Genomic DNA, 17,263 nt, shown 5'->3' with positions numbered 1-17,263 from the left:
CGGGGGCAGAGGGGGCGGCCCCGCCGTGGCCGTTACAGCGTACGGGCGAGTGCTTCGCGCTGGACAGTGTCGAGTTCGGCGCAGCCGGCTGCGGCGAGGTCGAGGAGGGAGCTGAGTTCGTCGCGGGTGAAGGGTTCGGCTTCGGCGGTGCCCTGGACCTCGACGAAGCGTCCGTCGCCGGTGCAGACGACGTTCATGTCGGTTTCGGCGCGGACGTCTTCCTCGTAGCAGAGGTCGAGGAGTGGGATGCCGCCGACGATGCCGACGCTGACCGCGCTCACCGTCCCGGCGAGGGGCTGGCGGCCGTGCTTGATGAGCTTTTTGTGCTGGGCCCAGGTGATGGCGTCGGCGAGGGCGACGTAGGCGCCGGTGATGGCGGCGGTGCGGGTGCCGCCGTCGGCTTGGAGGACGTCGCAGTCGAGGACGATGGTGTTCTCGCCGAGGGCTTTGTAGTCGATGACGGCGCGCAGCGAGCGTCCGATGAGGCGGCTGATTTCGTGGGTGCGGCCGCCGATCTTGCCGCGTACGGATTCGCGGTCGCCGCGGGTGTTGGTGGAGCGGGGCAGCATCGAGTATTCGGCAGTGACCCAGCCTTCGCCGCTGCCCTTGCGCCAGCGGGGGACGCCTTCGGTGACGGAGGCGGTGCAGAAGACTTTGGTGTCGCCGAAGGAGATGAGGACGGAGCCTTCGGCGTGCTTGCTCCAGCCGCGTTCGATGGTGACGGGGCGGAGCTGTTCGGGGGTGCGGCCGTCGATGCGAGACATGGCGTAGACCCTATCGGGAATGGCGAGGGCCCCGTTCCGGTACGGGTTGTGCGGTCCGGAGCGGGGCCCTGGAGCTGTGGGGTGGTCAGCTCACATCATGTCTTCGATGTCGGAGGCGATGGGGTCGGCGTCGGTGCCGATGACGACCTGGATCGCGGTGCCCATCTTGACGACGCCGTGGGCGCCGGCGGCCTTGAGCGCGGCTTCGTCGACGAGGTCGGGGTTGACGACTTCGGTGCGGAGACGGGTGATGCAGCCCTCGACCTCTTCGATGTTGTCGAGTCCGCCGAGCCCGGCGACGATCTTCTCAGCCTTGCTGGCCATGTCCACTCCTGCTTGTCTCGGCCGCCGGCGGTTCCGCCGAGCGGTTTTCACACGGTAACGCACGTTCAGCCCAACTATGTGGGCGTTAGTCCGCTATCTACCGAAGGATGGCGATCACCCGGAGTGTGTGGCCGGGGGCCGGAACGCACCGAGTGGTCTACACCACCAGTATGACCACAGTATGCGGCAAGCATCGGGCCGGTTGACGACGGGCCGACCGCCTGGAGGACGAGGATGAGCGCGAACGCAGCAGCGGCGGCGCCGAAGAAGAAGCGGACGTCCGTCGCCTTCCAGGGCATGCAGAAGATGGGCCGCAGTCTCCAGCTGCCGATTGCCGTGCTGCCGGCCGCGGGCATCCTCAACCGGCTGGGCCAGCCGGACGTGTTCGGGGCGGAGGGGCTGGGTTGGGACGACGTCGCGAAGGTGTTCGCGGGTGCGGGCGGCGCGCTGCTGGATTCGGGGCTGGGCCTGCCGCTGCTGTTCTGTATCGGTGTCGCGATCGGCATGGCGAAGAAGGCGGACGGTTCGACGGCGCTGGCCGCGGTGGTCGGCTTCCTTGTCTATTACTCGGTGCTGCACCAGTTCCCGGTGGACTGTGAATCGGGCCAGAAATACACGCAGGCGGGTGTGTGGGCGGGCGTGTGTGTGGTCCCGGACGGGACGGTGACGCCGGCGGCGTTCCAGAATCCGGGGGTTTTCGGCGGCATTGTCATGGGCCTCCTGTCGGCCTGGTTCTGGATGCGTCTGCATCGGGTGAAGCTCGTCGACTGGCTGGGCTTCTTCAACGGCCGCCGGCTGGTGCCGATCGTCATGGCCTTCGTCGGTGTGGGGGTCGCCGTGGTGTCCGTGTGGATCTGGCCGCCGGTCGGTGACGCGCTGACGAGCTTCAGCGAGTGGCTGACCGATCTGGACTGGATCGGCTCGGGCATCTTCGGCGTCGCGAACCGCGCGCTGCTGGTGGTCGGCCTGCACCAGTTCCTGAACACCTTCGTCTGGTTCCAGTTCGGCGACTACACCAAGCCGGACGGCACGGTCGTGCACGGTGACATCAACCGGTTCCTGGCGGGCGATCCGACGGCGGGTCAGTTCGAGACCGGGTTCTTCCCGATCATGATGTTCGCGCTGCCGGCGGCGGGGCTGGCGATCGCGCACTGCGCCAAGCGGCACCGCCGTAAGGAGGTGTCCGGAATGATGCTGTCGGTCGGGCTGACCTCGTTCGTGACCGGGGTGACCGAGCCGATCGAGTACTCGTTCCTGTTCATCGCGCCGCTGCTGTATGTGATCCATGCCGTGCTGACGGGTGTGTCGATGGCGGTGACCTGGGCGCTGGGGGTGCACGACAGTTTCAGTTTCTCGGCGGGCTTGATCGACTACGTCATCAACTGGGGGCTGGCGACCAAACCCTGGTTGATCATTCCGATCGGTTTCTGTTTCGCCGCCGTCTACTACGCCGTCTTCCGTTTCGCGATCACGAAATTCGATCTGCCGACTCCTGGCCGCGAGCCGGACGAAGTGGGGGACGCGATGGAGAAGGAGAACATCAAGTAGCGGCGGGCGGGCGTTCCGCGTCGCCACCGAACGGCCCGGCACCGTCCCGCATCGCCCCGTACCCCGCCCTCACCAGGCCTTCTGCCGCCTGCTCGCCGGCCCTCCAGTCCATGGACTCGGGGGCCGGTTGCCATGTGGTCCAAACCACTTGGAACAATGGATTCCTTTATGCCTCGGCTACGTGCTAAGAATGGTCTAAACCACTAGTGGTTTAGACCAACAAGCGGGCCGCCCCCCTTCCGAGTGCCCGCCTCACCAGGAGGAATCCGATGAGTTCGGCCACTGCTACGGCGGCCCCCAAGAAGAAGGGCCCCGGCTCCAGCGTCATGGCAGTCGGTCAACGTATCGGCCGCAGCCTCATGCTGCCGATCGCCACGTTGCCCGCAGCCGCACTGATGGTCCGCCTGGGCCAGGACGACATGCTCGGCCGGGAGTCCTTCCCGGCCTTCCTGAACAAGCTCGCCGAGTTCATGGCGGCCGGCGGCGGCGCCCTGCTCGACAACATGCCGCTGCTGTTCGCGGTGGGTATCGCCATCGGCTTCGCCAAGAAGGCGGACGGCTCCACCGCCCTGGCCGCCGTGGTCGGCTACCTGGTCTTCAGCAAGGTTCTGGGCACCTTCACCGACAGCAACCTTCCCAAGGTCCAGCAGGTGGTGGACGGGAAGATAGCCGAGGTCGCGCCGCCGGTGAACGCGGGCGTTCTCGGCGGTGTCGTGATCGGCATCGTGGTCGCCCTGCTCTATCAGCGCTACAGCCGCAAGAAGCTCCCCGACTGGCTGGGCTTCTTCAGCGGCCGCCGCCTCGTCCCGATCCTGGCCTCGTTCGCCGGCCTGGTCATCGGCATCCTCTTCGGCTACATCTGGCCGGTCCTCGGTGCTGGTCTGCACAACTTCGGTGAGTGGCTGGTCGGCTCGGGCGCCGTGGGCGCGGGCATCTTCGGCGTCGCCAACCGCGCACTGATCCCGGTCGGCATGCACCACCTGCTGAACTCGTTCCCGTGGCTGCAGGCCGGTGAGTTCGACGGCAAGCACGGCGACATCGCCCGGTTCCTGGCCGGCGACCCGAGCGCCGGGCAGTTCACCACCGGCTTCTTCCCGATCATGATGTTCGCGCTGCCGGCCGCCTGCCTGGCGATCACCCACTGCGCCCGTCCCGAGCGCCGCAAGGTCGTCGGCGGCATGATGCTCTCCCTGGCTCTCACGGCCTTCGTCACCGGCGTGACCGAGCCGATCGAGTTCACCTTCATGTTCATCGCGCCTGTGCTGTACGCGATCCATGCCGTACTGACCGGTGTGTCGATGGCGCTGACCTGGGCCCTGGGCATGAAGGACGGCTTCGGCTTCTCGGCCGGCGCCATCGACTTCCTGCTCAACCTGGGCATCGCGACCAAGCCGTGGATGCTGGCGCTGGTGGGACTCTGCTTCGGAGTCCTCTACTACGCGGTCTTCCGCTTCGCGATCACCAAGTTCAACCTTCCGACGCCGGGTCGCGAGCCCGACGAGGAACTGCTCGAAGCCGAGAAGACCAAGGCCAAGTAGGCCCGCACCTGCCGGAAAAGGCGGCCTCCCTGCACCGACGAGCAGGGAGGCCGTCGGCAGTTCGTGTCCCGGTGCGGTGCGACCACGGCGGCTGGCGGGGGAAACACCCGGCAACCGTCATCTGATGGGCGGGCTCCACGAGTTGCGAGCCGCTTCAGATCTCGTACGACGCCCCCGCCTTGGCGACCTCGACCGGCCCGTCATACACCTTCTGCGCATCCCGGAGGCTGATGTCCGGGTCGGTCCACGGCGGGATGTGGGTCAGCACCAGGCGGCCCGCGCCGGCCCGGCGGGCGTGTTCGCCGGCCTCCCGGCCGTTGAGGTGCAGGTCCGGGATGTCTTCCTTGCCGTGGGTGAAGGACGCCTCGCACAGGAAGAAGTCGGTGCCCGCGGCGAGGGTGTCCAGCGCCTCGCAGGGGCCGGTGTCGCCGGAGTACGTCAGGGAACGGCCGTCGTGCTCGATGCGGAAGCCGTACGCCTCGACCGGGTGGCTCACCAGCTCCGTACGGATCGTGAACGGTCCGATCGTGAAGGTGCCGGGCGTCAGCGTATGAAAGTCGAAGACCTCGCTCATCGCCCCGTCGTGCGGCAGATCCGCGTGGGCGACGGTCAGCCGGCGCTCGGTACCGGCCGGCCCGTACACGGGCATCGGCGAGCACCGGCCGCCGTCCGGCCGGTAGTAGCGCACCACGAAGTATCCGCACAGGTCGATGCAGTGATCGGCGTGCAGATGCGAGAGGAGGACGGCGTCCAGGTCGTAGAGACCGCAGTGGCGCTGCAGCTCTCCGAGGGCGCCGTTGCCCATGTCGAGGAGCAGCCTGAAGCCGTCGGCCTCCAGGAGGTAGCTCGAACAAGCCGATTCCGTGGAAGGGAATGACCCGGAGCATCCGACGACAGTGAGCTTCATACGGGCGTGAACCTCCGTGGGCGGGGGGCGGGCTGGGGGGCTCCCCTGCGCATGGGGGTCCCCCCTGGTCGAGCGGAGCCGAGAGCTTGGGGGAGCAGTTGAGAGCTTGGGGATGGGTCCATGCGGGGTCTCGGCGCTCTGTGCGGTGCCCACGAGCGTAAGGCGCAAAAGGTTGTGTGGCTCCTCCAGCGGGGCGAGCTGTGGGCGGAATCACCAGTCCGGGGGCAAGCGCCGTACGGCCGTACGCCACGGTTTCCGCCGCCGGCCAAGCCACCGGACATAGCGCCCGTCGCCCGTCATACCGGTAAAAAAACTCCCGCCGCCGTGGTGTGGCACCACGACGGCGAGCATGTTCGGTGTCAGACGGTAGGGCTACTCGTCTATGCCCAGAGCTGCCCGTGCAGCGTCTCGATCGCCGCTTCCGTGGATTCGGCGGTGTAGACGCCGGTGGAGAGGTACTTCCAGCCGCCGTCGGCGACGACGAAGACGATGTCGGCGCTCTGCCCGGCGCGGACCGCCTTCCTGCCGACGCCGATCGCGGCATGCAGTGCGGCGCCGGTGGAGATGCCCGCGAAGATGCCCTCCTCGGCGAGGAGTTCGCGGGTGCGGCGGACCGCGTCCTCCGAGCCGACCGAGAAGCGGGTGGTCAGCACGGACTCGTCGTAGAGCTCGGGGATGAAGCCCTCGTCGAGGTTGCGCAGGCCGTAGACGACGTCGTCGTAGCGCGGTTCGGCGGCGACGATCTGGACGCCGGGGACATGCTCGCGCAGATAGCGGCCGACGCCCATCAGCGTGCCGGTGGTGCCGAGCCCGGCCACGAAGTGGGTGACGGAGGGGAGGTCGGCGAGGATCTCGGGGCCGGTGGTGGCGTAGTGCGCACCGGCGTTGTCCGGGTTTCCGTACTGGTAGAGCATCACCCAGTCGGGGTGCTCGGCGGCGAGGTCCTTGGCGACCCGTACGGCCGTGTTGGAGCCGCCGGCCGCGGGCGAGGAGATGATCTCCGCGCCCCACATGGCGAGGAGTTCACGCCGCTCGGACGAGGTGTTCTCCGGCATGACGCAGACGATGCGGTAGCCCTTGAGCTTGGCCGCCATGGCGAGCGAGATGCCGGTGTTGCCGCTGGTCGGTTCGAGAATGGTGCAGCCGGGGGTGAGCCGGCCGTCCTTCTCCGCCTGCTCGATCATGTGCAGCGCGGGCCGGTCCTTGACCGAGCCCGTGGGGTTGCGGTCCTCCAGCTTCGCCCAGATGCGGACGTCGTCGGAGGGTGAGAGGCGCGGGAGGCGGACGAGAGGGGTGTTCCCGACCGCCGCCAGCGGGGAGTCGTACCGCATCAGCGCATGCCGCCCGCCACTGCCGGGAGGATCGTGATGTTGTCGCCGTCGGCGAGCTTGGTGGAGATGCCCTCCAGGAAGCGCACGTCCTCGTCGTTGAGGTAGACGTTCACGAAGCGGCGCAGCTGCTCACCGTCGACGAGGCGCTCGCGGATGCCGGCGTGGCGGCTCTCCAGGTCGGTGAAGAGGTCGGCGAGGGTCGCGCCGCTGCCCTCGACGGCCTTCTGGCCGTCGGTGTAGGTGCGCAGGATGGTCGGGATTCGGACCTCGATGGCCATGTGAGGGCTCCTGTCGGAGTGCGGTGGCGGAGTGGTGTACGTCGCGTGTGCACGGCGGTGGTGCAGCGGTGCGGGAGCGTCGGTGACGCGGATGGTGCGGGGAGTGCGGCCGCGGGCGCCGCGGCCGGCGTGCCGAAGTCAGGCGGCGCAGCGCGGACAGATGGCGCTGGAGAGGCGGCACAGGTCGATGTGCAGCCGTGCGGTTCCGCAGCCGAAGGCCCCCAGCAGGGCGGATGCGGAGCGACGCGTGGCGAGCGGAGCGTGCGTCTGCATGCCCGGCCTCTTCTCGCTCACGTCGTGGTCAACCATGCGGTCATCGTATCGATTCCCGGTCCGGGTATTGGAACCTCGTCCCATGATGCGGACGGTTGGTGTACGCCAGTTGGGACGCGGGGGCGGACGGGTGCTGCGCGGGTGCTGCGTCCGTACGGGAATCCGCAGGTCACGGGGGTGGGGCGGCCCGATGACGGACCGGCCCCGGCGGCCTCGTGGGGCATGCGTCACCTCGCCCCCTCAGACGTACTCCGGCACGGATCAGACGTACTCCGCCACGATCTCGACCTCTTCCTCGGTGACGACTCCGTCGACGATGCGGAAAGAGCGGAACTGGAAGGGCCCGGCGTCGTCGGTGTCGGCGGTGGACACCAGGACGTAGTGCGCGCCGGGCTCGTTCGCGTAGGAGATGTCCGTACGGGACGGGTATGCCTCGGTGGCGGTGTGCGAGTGGTAGACGATCACCGGTTCCTCGTCCCGGTCGTCCATCTCGCGGTAGAGCTTGAGCAGGTCGGCGGAGTCGAATTCGTAGAACGTGGGTGAGCGGGCGGCGTTCAGCATCGGGATGAACCGCTCGGGGCGGCCGCTGCCGGCCGGGCCCGCGACCACGCCGCAGGCCTCGTCGGGGTGGTCCTTGCGGGAGTGCTCGACGATCTGGTCGTGGAGGGCCTTGGTGAGGGTCAGCATGCGGCCAAGAATAAGCAGAGGGCCCGTGCGTACCGAAAGATGGTACGCACGGGCCCGCATGCTGGACAGTGGGGCGGCTCAGCCCTTCTTCGCCAGGGCGTTAGCCGCGTCCCGCCGCTGGATGCAGAGGTAGCCCACGGTCAGGATGAGCGCCCACACGGGGGCGGCGTAGAGGGAGACCCGGGCCGCCGGGTCGAGGCCCATCATCACGATCACCATGCCGATGAAGGCCAGCGCGAAGACCGAGGTGTACGGGCTGCCGGGGGCACGGAAGTCGGACTTGGGCAGCAGGCCGCGGTCCGACTTGTACCGGTAGCGCAGCTGCGAAAGCAGGATGACGATCCAGGCCCACATACCGGAGATGGTCGCGAAGGAGACGACGTAGTTGAACGCCTCGCCCGGCCACTGGTAGTTGATGTAGACGCCGAACATCATCATCGCGACCGAGACGCCGGTGCCCCAGGTGGGCAGGCCGTTCTTGCTGAGCTTGGTGAAGAACTTCGGGCCCTGCCCGTTGAGGGCGAGGTCGCGCAGCATCCGGCCGGTGGAGTACATACCGGAGTTGGCCGAGGAGAGCGCGGCGGTCAGCACGACGAAGTTGACGATGCCCGCGCCGGCCGGCAGGCCGATCTGCTGGAAGGCGGCGACGAACGGGCTGACGCCCGGCTTGAAGACCGTCCAGCTGACGACGGACAGGATGATGATGAGCGCGCCGATGTAGAAGAGGCCGATCCGCCACGGGACGGTGTTGATGGCCTGCGGCAGGACCTTCTTCGGGTTGGTCGCCTCGCCCGCGGTGACGCCGACGAGCTCGACGGCGAGGAAGGCGAACATCACGATCTGCAGCGTCATCAGCGTGCCGCCGATGCCCTTGGGGAAGAAGCCGCCGTCGGACCACAGGAGCGAGAAGGAGGCGGTGTCACCGGCGTCGGAGAAGCCGAGGGTGATCACGCCGATGCCGATGAGGATCATGCCGATGATCGCGGTGACCTTGACCATCGAGAACCAGAATTCCAGCTCACCGAAGAGCTTCACGGAAATCAGGTTGATACCGAAGAGCGCACACGTGAAGACGAGTGCCGAGGCCCATTGCGGTATGTCCTTGTTCCAGTACTGCACGTAGTGTGCCGCGGCGGTCACTTCGGTGATGCCGGTGACGACCCAGAAGAGCCAGTACGTCCAGCCGGTCACAAAGCCGATGAACGGGCCGAGGAACTCCCGGCCGTACTCGGAGAAGGAACCGGAGACGGGCCGGTACATGAGCAGTTCGCCCAGGGCCCGCATGATGAAGAAGATGACCACGCCGACGATGGCGTAGGCCAGGATGATGCTCGGTCCGGCCATGGAGATGGCCTTGCCCGCCCCGAGGAAGAGACCGGTACCGATGGCGCCACCAATGGCGATCATCTGGATCTGGCGGTTTCCCAGACCCCGCTGGTAGCCCTCTTCAGAAGCTTGTCCAGTGGCCTCGTTGCCGTCGTGCTGCTTGTCGACCTGCACAGAGGTCATGAGTGGTGCGCCTTTCTCCATTCCGACCCGGCCTGCCCGGGTCGGGTCCCGACCCCCCGGATGGAGTTCCTGCACGCCGACGGTCGGCCGGCTCAGCGCTCCCGCGGCGACAAGGGTGGCGTCGCACACGGCAGGTCGTGAAGATCTATCACGGCTGTTCGGAGATCAACTAACAACGTCGTGAGTCAAATCACCGCGAAAATAGGACAAAAAACGAAATCGGCGGCACAACACACCGACGCGGTGATGCGATCGTTATCCGGATTTGAGCCTCCGCTGAGCGAACACTCCGGGTGATACGCCCCGGTATCGCCGCTTCGGGGCCGGGGGACTCGAAGGCCCCGGCCCCGTAATCCTCAGTCCATCAGCGATTCAACGAGGGTTTCCTGCAGGCCGCCCAGCCAGAGATAGGCCATCACCATCGGCTTGCGCGGGTCGGTGTCGGGCAGCCGGAGCAGCTCGCCGCCGTCCTCCTCGTCGGTGACCTCCAGGCGGGTGCCGATGGCGAGCCTGAGGTCGTTGAGGGCGCCGAGCCACTGCCGGCACTCGTCGGGCTTCAGGCGCAGTACCGCGCCGCCCTGCCCGGCAGGCGTCAGCGCGTCCAGCGCACGGATCAGCGCGAGGGCGTCGTCGCGCTTGCGGGCGCGCAGGTCGTTCTCGGTGTAGCGGCGGAATTCGGCGGACGCGGCGCGTACGTCGTCGTCGGGGACGAGATCGGGGCCGCCGTAGGCGTCGGGGAAGAGCCGGGCCAGGACCGGGTCGGCGGGCGGTTCACTGGGCCCGTCGTTGAAGACCGAGGCGAGCAGGTCCTCGGCCTCGCTGTCGCCGGGCGCCTCCCCCGGGCCGACCAGCTCCAGGAGCTGCACGGCGAGGCTGCGCAGGATGGAGACCTCGACCTCGTCGAGGGGGACGGCGGCGCCGCCGCCGGGCAGGGGCTCGAAGTGGCCGGCCATCAGCGGTCCTGCTGAAGGGTCGCCCAGAGGCCGTAGCCGTGCATGGCCTGCACGTCGCGCTCCATTTCCTCGCGGGTGCCGCTGGAGACGACCGCGCGGCCTTTGTGATGGACGTCGAGCATCAACTGGTGCGCCTTGTCCTTGGAATAGCCGAAGTACGACTGGAAGACGTACGACACATAGCTCATGAGGTTGACGGGGTCGTTGTGGACGATCGTGACCCACGGGACGTCGGGTTCGGGGACCGCGAAGGGAGCCTCGCTCGACTCTGGACGCTCGATCTCAACCGGAACACTGAGGGTGCAGCGATGCGGCCGGAGAGTGTTCGTGGGGGACGGGTGGGCGCTCACACGCCCCATGCTGCCACCCGGGGGCGGGCGGTGCACAAACGCCCCTCGTACGGGAGCGTCGGCGAGCCGCGCGCCCCCTGCGCCGAGGGCGCTTTGAGGCACCGACAGGGCCCAGACGGAACCCCGGCGAGTCCCCACACGGAGGAAATCGTCAAAGTGACGAGTATTGGGGGTACCATCTTCCTCATGCTGCACTTACCGGGGGCTGTGACTTCAGCGGCTACCGCCGTGGACCCCCAGCCCCCCAGCCGGTATCTGATACGGCTCGCGTGGATCGAATTGCGAGGTATGTCGAAGTGAACGTTGCAGACCTTTTGGGGCTGCCGGTGGCCGTGCCGTCGACTGCGCTCTTCACCGACCAGTACGAACTCACCATGCTGCAGGCCGCGTTGCGGTCCGGGACCGCGGACCGGCGCTCGGTCTTCGAGGTCTTCACCCGCCGGCTGCCCGAGGGCCGCCGCTACGGCGTGGTCGCCGGCACCGGCCGGGTGCTGGACGCAGTGGAGAACTTCCGCTTCGACGACACGATCCTCGGCTTTCTGCGCGAGCGCGGCATCCTCGACGAGCAGACGCTCGGCTGGCTGGCCGACTACCGCTTCCGCGGCGACATCTGGGGCTACCCCGAGGGCGAGGTCTACTTCCCGGGCTCCCCGATCATGCGCGTCGAGGGCACCTTCGCCGAGGCGGTCCTGCTGGAGACGGTGATCCTCTCGATCCTCAACCACGACTCCGCGGTAGCCGCGGCCGCCTCCCGGATGTCGGTGGCGGCGGGCGGGCGCCCGCTGATGGAGATGGGCGCCCGCCGCACCCACGAGCTGGCGGCGGTGGCCGCGGCCCGCGCCGCGTACGTCGGCGGCTTCCAGGCCACCTCCGACCTCGCGGCCGGCTTCCGCTACAACATCCCCACCGTCGGCACCAGCGCGCACGCCTTCACCCTGCTGCACGACGACGAGCGGGACGCGTTCACCGCGCAGGTCGACACCCTCGGCAGCGGCACCACCCTCCTCGTGGACACCTTCGACGTCACCGAGGCGGTCCGTACCGCCGTGGAGGTGGCGGGGCCCGGCCTCGGCGCGGTGCGGATCGACTCCGGCGATCTGCTGCTGATCGCCCACCGGGTGCGCCAGCAGCTGGACGAGCTCGGCGCCGAGAAGACCAAGATCGTGGTCACCAGCGATCTGGACGAGTACGCCATCGCCTCGCTCGCGGCCGCCCCGGTGGACGCGTACGGCGTCGGCACCCAACTGGTGACCGGCAGCGGGCACCCGACCTGCTCGATGGTCTACAAGCTGGTCGCGCGCGCCGACAGCGATTCCGTTGACGATCCAGCCGCCCCGCTGCGGCCGGTCGCGAAGAAGTCGATGGGCGCCAAGTCGTCGATCGGCGGCCGCAAGTGGGCGGCCCGGAGGCTCGACGAGGACGGTGTCGCGGAGGCCGAGGTCGTCGGCACCGGGCCGGTGCCGGACGGGCTGGCCGGCCGGCAGCTGCTGGTGCCGCTGGTGCGCGGGGGCGAGGTGGTGGCCCGGGAACCGCTGGACGCCGCCCGCGACCGGCATATCGCCGCCCGCGCCGGGCTGCCGCTGTCGGCGACCCAGCTCTCGCGCGGCGAACCCGTCCTGCCGACCGAGTACGCATGACCGGCACGGGACACCCCTCCCGCAACGCCCGCACAGTGGCTACCCTCGGTCACACCACCTCTCTGCGCCCCTCCCCCCGATTCCCAGCCGGAAGGCACGGACCATGCACCGGGCATTGATCGTCGTTGATGTGCAGAACGACTTCTGTGAGGGCGGCAGCCTCGCGGTGGCGGGGGGCGCGAGCGTCGCGGCCGGCATCACCGACCTCGTGGGGCAAGCCGCCGGCAGCGGCTACCGGTATGTGGTCGCCACCCGCGACCATCACATCGACCCCGGCGGCCACTTCTCCGAGCGCCCCGACTTCGTGCGCTCGTGGCCCCGGCACTGCGTGGCGGGCACGGAGGGGGTGGGCTTCCACCCGAACTTCGCCCCAGCCGTCACCTCGGGCGCGATCGACGCGGTCTTCGACAAGGGCCAGTACAGCGACGGCTACAGCGGCTTCGAGGGCACGAACGAGAACGGCGTCCCGCTCGCGGAGTGGCTGCGCGCCCACGAGGTGACCGACGTGGACGTGGTCGGCATCGCCACCGATCACTGCGTGCGGGCCACGGCCCTGAGCGCGGTCGGCGAGGGCTTCCGCACCCAGGTCCTGCTGGATCTGACCGCGGGCGTCGCCCGGAACACCACCGAGCGGGCGCTGGCGGAGCTGCGGGCGGCGGGCGCCGAGCTGACCGGCAAGCCGGTGCTCGCCGACGGCTGAGGCGCGCACCGGCCGGTGTGGCGGGTCCCGGGAGACCCGCCACACCGGGAGCGCCGCCGGCCGCTCAGGCGCCGGCGACCTGTGGCTTCTGTGCCGGGGCCCGCAGCAGGGCCCGTATCGGATGCCAGGACTCGGTGTCGTCCTCCGGTGCACCGCGCCACACCAGCCCGTCGGGATGGTGCAGCACGGCCGTGATCTCGTCCGGTGTCGGCGGTTTCATGTTGCCGCGCAGGTAGACGGAACGGAGCCCGTGGTTGCGCAGCCTGGTCAGGGCGCGCTGCCGGTTCACGGCATGGACCAGGACCCGGACGCGGCAGCCGCCGTCGTCGTACGGTCCGGACAGTGGGCTGTGGCTGGGTCTGGGCAGTGAGAGGGCGACCACCACGCTTCCGCCAGGAAGCCTGATGAAGCCGCCGCTGGTCATGGTCATTTTTCCCCCGTGAGACTTCGCGTCAACAAGGAACTGTAGAACGCATCTAAACGCTAATCGGCCGCCGCCCGCTAGGGGCGACGGCCGATAAGCTTCTGACCTGCGGCTTTACTTTCTAGCTAGTGGCGGGGCCCACCTGGAGGGTCACGGTGGAACCGTCCGCGGCCTCCTTGGCGATCTTGATCCTGGTGTTGGTGTCAGGAACGATCACACCGCCGGTCGGGTTCGCCTTGTCGTAGTAGACGCCGTGCCGGTCGTCGAAGAGCGTGACGCCCTTCTTCGACTTGATCGTGACCGGCTTGCCGTCCTTGTGCAGCTTCAGCGCGTCGGTCCGGTAGCGCGTGAAGGTCGAGTCGTAGGACTGGAACCGGTTGCGCATCAGCTTGCCGTCGGCCCACCGCTCGGCCTTGGGGTGCGCGTCGACCGGGAGGATCTGCCCGTAGCCCGGGTGCTTGCCGACGTTGTTGTCCGGCTGCGAGGTGTCCCACAGCCAGATCAGCACACCGTTCTGGTACGGGAAGTGCTCGACCCACTGGGGCTTGTCGGTGGTCCAGCCGAAGTTGTACGGGCCGACCTTGAGGGTCTTGTCGTACGACACGTACTGGCGGTTCTCGGCGATGTAGTACTGCGGGTAGTCCTTGGTGAAGGACGCGCCGATCCGCGAGAAGCCCTTGGTGGTCCAGCCGTTGTCGTCGCCCTCGGCGTTGTCGCTGAACAGCGGCTTGCCGTCGGCGACCACGCTGACGGTGTCGGCCGCAAAGCCCTTCTGGGCGGCGCCGCCGTCGGTCTGGTAGCGGAAGCGGAGGTCGATCTTCTTGCCGGCGTAGGCGTCCAGCGGGTAGACGAGGTCCTGGTAGGCGGCCACCGTCCCGGTCAGCGCGGGCTTGTCGCCGCCGTCGCGCGGGATGGCCTTGCCGTTCGCGGTGCCGTCGACGGGCGTCCAGTTGCCGCCGCCGTCGGTGGAGACCTCGGCGTAGAGGTAGTCGTAGTCCTCCTCGATGTCCCACCAGCCCTTGAGGGTCAGCGACGCCTTGGACTTACCGGTGAGGTCCACCGGCCGGGAGAGGGTGTTCTTCAGGTCGTTGCCCATGTCGCTCCACCACTGCTTGGAGCCTTCCGCGGGCTTGACGATCTCCGTCTTCACCGGCTTCGAGGGCAGTTCGACGACCACCGCCTGCTTGTTCTTGGTGTTGTACTCCGCGACGCCCAGCTTGTGCGTGGACTTGGTCGCGGCCTTCGCCTTGCCGTAGTTGAGCCAGCCCAGCTGGAGCTTGTCCCAGGCGCTCATATCGCCGGGCAGGTCCCCGATGGAGTCCTTGCCGCGGCCGAGCCAGGAGCCGGCCGACATCAGCGACCAGAAGTCCACCGAGGACTCGCCGCTGCCGGTGGTGTCGTACTCGTCCGGAAGTCCCAGGTCATGGCCGTATTCATGGGCGAAGACGCCGAGCCCGCCGTTCTCCGGCTGCATCGTGTAGTCGCCGACCCAGATGCCGGAGTCGCCGATCTGGGTGCCGCCGGCCTTGTTCTCGCCGGGGCCGGTCTTGCCGGCGTCGCTGCCGTACGCGTACCAGCGGTGCGCCCAGAGGGCGTTGGTCTTCTGGACGCCGCCGCCCGCGGACTCGTCCTCACCGGCGTGCACGATCTGGAAGTGGTCGATATAGCCGTCGGGCTCGTTGAAGTTGCCGTCGGCGTCGTGGTCGTAGCGGTCCCACAGGTCGTACTTGGCGAGATCGGTCTTGATCTGCTCGTCGGTACGGCCCTTGGCCTTCTGGTCCTTCGCCCACTGGTTGACGCCGTCGCGGATCAGGTCCCAGGCGTTGGCGCAGTTGGTCTCGCCGCAGTAGTTGGACCCGTAGCGGGCCTCGTTCCAGTCGACCTTGACCCAGTCGGAGACCTCGCCCTCGACGGAGTAGCGACCCGAGGACTGCTTCTCGTAGTACTTGGCCAGCGACTGCTTCTTCTTGTCGTGCGAGAAGTAGAGGTCCTGGAAGTGCTGCCGGTTGAAGTCCTTCTGCCAGGCGGTGCTGTTGTCCTTCGCGCGGTCCGGCTCGGCTATCTGGTTGTGCGCCGGGCCGGGCGTGCCGCCGTACTTCTTCTCCGGCGGCTTGGGGCCGTCGCCGTCAGGGTCGAACATCGTGGTGTCGTCGACCTTGCCACCGAAGTCCGCCAGGATCGTGAAGATCTTGTCGGTCTTCTGCCGCGCCAGCTCGACGTACTTGCCCTTGCCCAGCTTGACGACCTGGGAGCCCCCGCGCTCGGTCGCCTGGGCGTCGCCGGAGATCACCTGCTGGAGCGCTTCTTTGCGCTGACCGGCCTGCCGGTCGCTGAACGGGCCCTTGAGGTCGTGGTCCACGGTCCGCTCGGGGGCCGGGTCCTGGCGCTTCGCGACGGGCGACGGAGGCTGTGCATCGGCCGTGGCCACCCCGGATGACAAAGCGGCCGCCCCGATCGCGGCGATCGCCGTGGCCAGGGCGGCCGATCTGAACAGGCTTCTCTGGTATCTCACTTGGCGCGGTCCTCCCCTTCGAACACGGTCACTGTTCGAGGGCATTCGACCGGAAGTGCCGGAGAAAAGACAGATCTTGACTTGAGCACGTCAGCGAAGTACGTTACTCGGTCGGCTGGTTACAGCTATCGAACGCCGGGCGTACGGGCTCACAAAGGAATACGGAGCCCGCCGTACAGGCCGGGCGGATATGCCTCTCGGGCATGCGCCCCCGCCCCAACTGGCGTTCTACCACTGCGCGTTCGACAGTCGACGAGGCCGTGCGCCCCCTATGCACCAGAACCGTGGGTTAGGTCACGCTTACTTGTCGTTCCGCTCGGGAAGTAAGGACCTTAGGCTCGTTTGATGGCGCGCCTTTGACGGCACCCGTTGCCCGACACACCCTGCCGACCCTCCGAGGACGGATCCCGCCATGCCTCGTCCGACTGCCACCCAGCTCGTCTACGGTTCGGCCACCGTCTTCTTCTCCACCCTCGCGATGCTGCTGCTCTCGCAGACACAGACCGGGATCGGAGTCGCGGTCATCGCCATCGCCGGGCTCGGGCTCGGGCTGCTGGTCGCCATGACGGTGCCGATGCCGCGGATGTCGCGGGTGGTCCGCCGCCATGTCGTACGGGCCAAGTCGCCCGCCGCGCCCGCCCCGTTGCAGGCCGTGCCGTCGCCGGCCGACCGTGTGCGCGTCGAGGCCCGGGTCGGCGAGCACTCGCGCTAGCGCGCCCCGCCCGCGTCGCACATCAGGCCGTGGAGACCACCACCGTCTTGGCCGCCTTGTCGTGCAGGCACTGCTGATACGGCTTGTCCCAGGTACACCACAGGACGTTGACCAGCCAGAAGATAAAGCCGCAGCATGGCACGACCTCCGGCAGCGTGTAGACCGCGGCCCGGATCCAGCCCGCCTGACCGGCCGGCACCGCGCCGTTCGACAGCATCGCCACCCGGATCTTCATCGCCATCTTGCCGACGGTCTGGCCGCAGCTGGTCAGCATCAGCCCCTCGTAGATGAGATACACCAGCATCGTGACGCCCGACACCGTGGCCTGCTTGCCGGTCTGCGTGCTGCTGGTGCTGGTGTAGTCCACCCAGCCCACGATGGCGTTCATGATCAGCGTGACCGGAACGCCGATGATGATCGCGTCGATGATGCGCGCGACGAGCCGGCGGCCGCGGTTGGCGAGCGGCGGCATCCCGGCGAGCGGATCGGCCGCGCCGTACTCCCCGCCGTACGGATTGTCGGCATACGGGCTGCCGCCGTACGGGCCTCCCTCATAGCGTGGCGGGGGCGGGGCACCACCAGGGGGCGGAGCCCCACCAGGAGTGCCGCTGCCTTCGCCGCCCGTGCCGGAGCCGCTGGGGGGAGGTTCCCCCTCCGGCGGCTCCTGCGGCTTTTTCAGGAACGGGTCGTTCTCCGGCGGTTCACCGGAGCCGGGCCTGGGCTGGTCGGTGCTCATGGCCCGAGTCGACCGCTTGTCGCGGCCCGCCGCATCCGGCGAAGTCCGTTCGGGGGACCCGGGCCATGAGGTGGCGCAGC

General features: G+C 68.3%; 18 protein-coding genes. 5 read left to right on the top strand and 13 right to left on the bottom strand.

Annotation, left to right across the window (positions count from 1 at the left end):
• Nucleotides 1-32: 32 nt before the first annotated feature.
• Nucleotides 33-764: a ribonuclease PH gene (rph, locus tag AB0I10_RS13075; protein ID WP_363152488.1), complete on the bottom strand. Its 732-nt coding sequence runs from the start codon at nt 762-764 to the stop codon at nt 33-35.
• A gap of 90 nt (nt 765-854) precedes the next feature.
• Nucleotides 855-1,094, bottom strand: a complete 240-nt coding sequence (locus AB0I10_RS13070; protein ID WP_363152487.1) for a PTS glucose/sucrose transporter subunit IIB — start codon at nt 1,092-1,094, stop codon at nt 855-857.
• A 228-nt stretch (nt 1,095-1,322) separates the two neighbouring features.
• On the opposite strand from AB0I10_RS13070, the gene AB0I10_RS13065 reads away from it, so the two are divergent.
• Together AB0I10_RS13065 and AB0I10_RS13060 are read left to right on the top strand one after the other, a co-directional pair.
• Nucleotides 1,323-2,636, top strand: coding sequence for a PTS transporter subunit EIIC (locus tag AB0I10_RS13065; protein ID WP_363152486.1), 1,314 nt, complete (start codon nt 1,323-1,325; stop codon nt 2,634-2,636).
• Nucleotides 2,637-2,905: 269 nt separating this feature from the next.
• A complete protein-coding gene (locus tag AB0I10_RS13060) occupies nt 2,906-4,174 on the top strand; it encodes a PTS transporter subunit EIIC (protein WP_363152485.1) in 1,269 nt (422 codons plus the stop codon).
• Between the two features lie 154 nt (nt 4,175-4,328).
• Here AB0I10_RS13060 and AB0I10_RS13055 read toward each other — a convergent pair whose 3' ends face one another.
• From AB0I10_RS13055 to clpS, 8 genes are all read right to left on the bottom strand, one after another.
• Nucleotides 4,329-5,081 (bottom strand): MBL fold metallo-hydrolase, encoded by a 753-nt coding sequence (locus AB0I10_RS13055; RefSeq protein ID WP_363152484.1) that lies wholly within the window; start codon nt 5,079-5,081, stop codon nt 4,329-4,331.
• Nucleotides 5,082-5,461: 380 nt separating this feature from the next.
• Nucleotides 5,462-6,412, bottom strand: coding sequence for a cysteine synthase (locus AB0I10_RS13050; RefSeq protein WP_363152483.1), 951 nt, complete (start codon nt 6,410-6,412; stop codon nt 5,462-5,464).
• Nucleotides 6,412-6,690 (bottom strand): MoaD/ThiS family protein, encoded by a 279-nt coding sequence (locus AB0I10_RS13045; protein ID WP_363152482.1) that lies wholly within the window; start codon nt 6,688-6,690, stop codon nt 6,412-6,414. Before AB0I10_RS13045 ends, AB0I10_RS13050 begins: the two co-directional genes overlap by 1 nt.
• Nucleotides 6,691-6,828: 138 nt before the next feature.
• Nucleotides 6,829-6,999: a putative leader peptide gene (locus tag AB0I10_RS13040; RefSeq protein WP_363152481.1), complete on the bottom strand. Its 171-nt coding sequence runs from the start codon at nt 6,997-6,999 to the stop codon at nt 6,829-6,831.
• A gap of 225 nt (nt 7,000-7,224) precedes the next feature.
• Nucleotides 7,225-7,650 carry a M67 family metallopeptidase gene (locus AB0I10_RS13035; protein ID WP_363152480.1) on the bottom strand — a complete coding sequence of 142 codons (426 nt, stop codon included), beginning with the start codon at nt 7,648-7,650 and terminating at the stop codon, nt 7,225-7,227.
• A gap of 78 nt (nt 7,651-7,728) precedes the next feature.
• Nucleotides 7,729-9,159: an amino acid permease gene (locus AB0I10_RS13030; protein WP_363152479.1), complete on the bottom strand. Its 1,431-nt coding sequence runs from the start codon at nt 9,157-9,159 to the stop codon at nt 7,729-7,731.
• A 356-nt stretch (nt 9,160-9,515) separates the two neighbouring features.
• Nucleotides 9,516-10,112, bottom strand: a complete 597-nt coding sequence (locus AB0I10_RS13025) for a DUF2017 domain-containing protein (RefSeq protein WP_363152478.1) — start codon at nt 10,110-10,112, stop codon at nt 9,516-9,518.
• Nucleotides 10,112-10,462, bottom strand: coding sequence for an ATP-dependent Clp protease adapter ClpS (gene clpS / locus AB0I10_RS13020; protein ID WP_363152477.1), 351 nt, complete (start codon nt 10,460-10,462; stop codon nt 10,112-10,114). Before clpS ends, AB0I10_RS13025 begins: the two co-directional genes overlap by 1 nt.
• A 296-nt stretch (nt 10,463-10,758) precedes the next feature.
• Between clpS and AB0I10_RS13015 the strand changes: the two genes are divergently transcribed.
• Together AB0I10_RS13015 and AB0I10_RS13010 are read left to right on the top strand one after the other, a co-directional pair.
• Entirely contained in the window at nt 10,759-12,099 is a 1,341-nt protein-coding gene (locus AB0I10_RS13015) for a nicotinate phosphoribosyltransferase (protein ID WP_363152476.1), read from the top strand.
• A 103-nt stretch (nt 12,100-12,202) separates the two neighbouring features.
• Nucleotides 12,203-12,799: an isochorismatase family protein gene (locus AB0I10_RS13010; RefSeq protein WP_363152475.1), complete on the top strand. Its 597-nt coding sequence runs from the start codon at nt 12,203-12,205 to the stop codon at nt 12,797-12,799.
• Between the two features lie 64 nt (nt 12,800-12,863).
• On the opposite strand, the gene AB0I10_RS13005 is transcribed toward AB0I10_RS13010, so the two are convergent.
• Both AB0I10_RS13005 and AB0I10_RS13000 read right to left on the bottom strand, forming a co-directional pair.
• A complete protein-coding gene (locus AB0I10_RS13005) occupies nt 12,864-13,223 on the bottom strand; it encodes a hypothetical protein (RefSeq protein WP_363152530.1) in 360 nt (119 codons plus the stop codon).
• A gap of 121 nt (nt 13,224-13,344) precedes the next feature.
• Nucleotides 13,345-15,735: an immune inhibitor A domain-containing protein gene (locus AB0I10_RS13000; protein ID WP_363152474.1), complete on the bottom strand. Its 2,391-nt coding sequence runs from the start codon at nt 15,733-15,735 to the stop codon at nt 13,345-13,347.
• Between the two features lie 412 nt (nt 15,736-16,147).
• Here AB0I10_RS13000 and AB0I10_RS12995 point away from each other — a divergent pair, with 412 nt between their 5' ends.
• Complete coding sequence (locus AB0I10_RS12995) at nt 16,148-16,447, top strand: hypothetical protein (RefSeq protein WP_363152473.1); 300 nt, start codon at nt 16,148-16,150, stop codon at nt 16,445-16,447.
• A 22-nt stretch (nt 16,448-16,469) separates the two neighbouring features.
• Here the strand turns inward: AB0I10_RS12995 and AB0I10_RS12990 are convergent, their stop codons facing one another.
• Nucleotides 16,470-17,183, bottom strand: coding sequence for an RDD family protein (locus AB0I10_RS12990; RefSeq protein ID WP_363152472.1), 714 nt, complete (start codon nt 17,181-17,183; stop codon nt 16,470-16,472).
• Nucleotides 17,184-17,263: the final 80 nt, after the last annotated feature.

Origin of the sequence: Streptomyces sp. NPDC050636 (assembly GCF_040654775.1) — a bacterium.
Lineage (GTDB): Bacteria > Actinomycetota > Actinomycetes > Streptomycetales > Streptomycetaceae > Streptomyces.
The sequence above is the reverse complement of the archived record's forward strand: the minus strand, read 5'-3'. Positions and strand labels throughout refer to the sequence as shown.

What these genes read in the sequence shown, in the direction of transcription:
- AB0I10_RS13005 (WP_363152530.1), bottom strand. Translation starts at nt 13,223, where the DNA reads ATGACCAGCGGCGGCTTCATCAGGCTTCCTGGCGGAAGCGTGGTGGTC.
- AB0I10_RS12995 (WP_363152473.1), top strand. Translation starts at nt 16,148, where the DNA reads ATGCCTCGTCCGACTGCCACCCAGCTCGTCTACGGTTCGGCCACCGTC.
- AB0I10_RS13040 (WP_363152481.1), bottom strand. Translation starts at nt 6,999, where the DNA reads ATGGTTGACCACGACGTGAGCGAGAAGAGGCCGGGCATGCAGACGCAC.
- AB0I10_RS13010 (WP_363152475.1), top strand. Translation starts at nt 12,203, where the DNA reads ATGCACCGGGCATTGATCGTCGTTGATGTGCAGAACGACTTCTGTGAG.
- AB0I10_RS13030 (WP_363152479.1), bottom strand. Translation starts at nt 9,159, where the DNA reads ATGACCTCTGTGCAGGTCGACAAGCAGCACGACGGCAACGAGGCCACT.
- AB0I10_RS13050 (WP_363152483.1), bottom strand. Translation starts at nt 6,412, where the DNA reads ATGCGGTACGACTCCCCGCTGGCGGCGGTCGGGAACACCCCTCTCGTC.
- AB0I10_RS13035 (WP_363152480.1), bottom strand. Translation starts at nt 7,650, where the DNA reads ATGCTGACCCTCACCAAGGCCCTCCACGACCAGATCGTCGAGCACTCC.
- AB0I10_RS13055 (WP_363152484.1), bottom strand. Translation starts at nt 5,081, where the DNA reads ATGAAGCTCACTGTCGTCGGATGCTCCGGGTCATTCCCTTCCACGGAA.
- AB0I10_RS13065 (WP_363152486.1), top strand. Translation starts at nt 1,323, where the DNA reads ATGAGCGCGAACGCAGCAGCGGCGGCGCCGAAGAAGAAGCGGACGTCC.
- AB0I10_RS12990 (WP_363152472.1), bottom strand. Translation starts at nt 17,183, where the DNA reads ATGAGCACCGACCAGCCCAGGCCCGGCTCCGGTGAACCGCCGGAGAAC.
- AB0I10_RS13025 (WP_363152478.1), bottom strand. Translation starts at nt 10,112, where the DNA reads ATGGCCGGCCACTTCGAGCCCCTGCCCGGCGGCGGCGCCGCCGTCCCC.
- AB0I10_RS13045 (WP_363152482.1), bottom strand. Translation starts at nt 6,690, where the DNA reads ATGGCCATCGAGGTCCGAATCCCGACCATCCTGCGCACCTACACCGAC.
- AB0I10_RS13060 (WP_363152485.1), top strand. Translation starts at nt 2,906, where the DNA reads ATGAGTTCGGCCACTGCTACGGCGGCCCCCAAGAAGAAGGGCCCCGGC.
- rph (WP_363152488.1), bottom strand. Translation starts at nt 764, where the DNA reads ATGTCTCGCATCGACGGCCGCACCCCCGAACAGCTCCGCCCCGTCACC.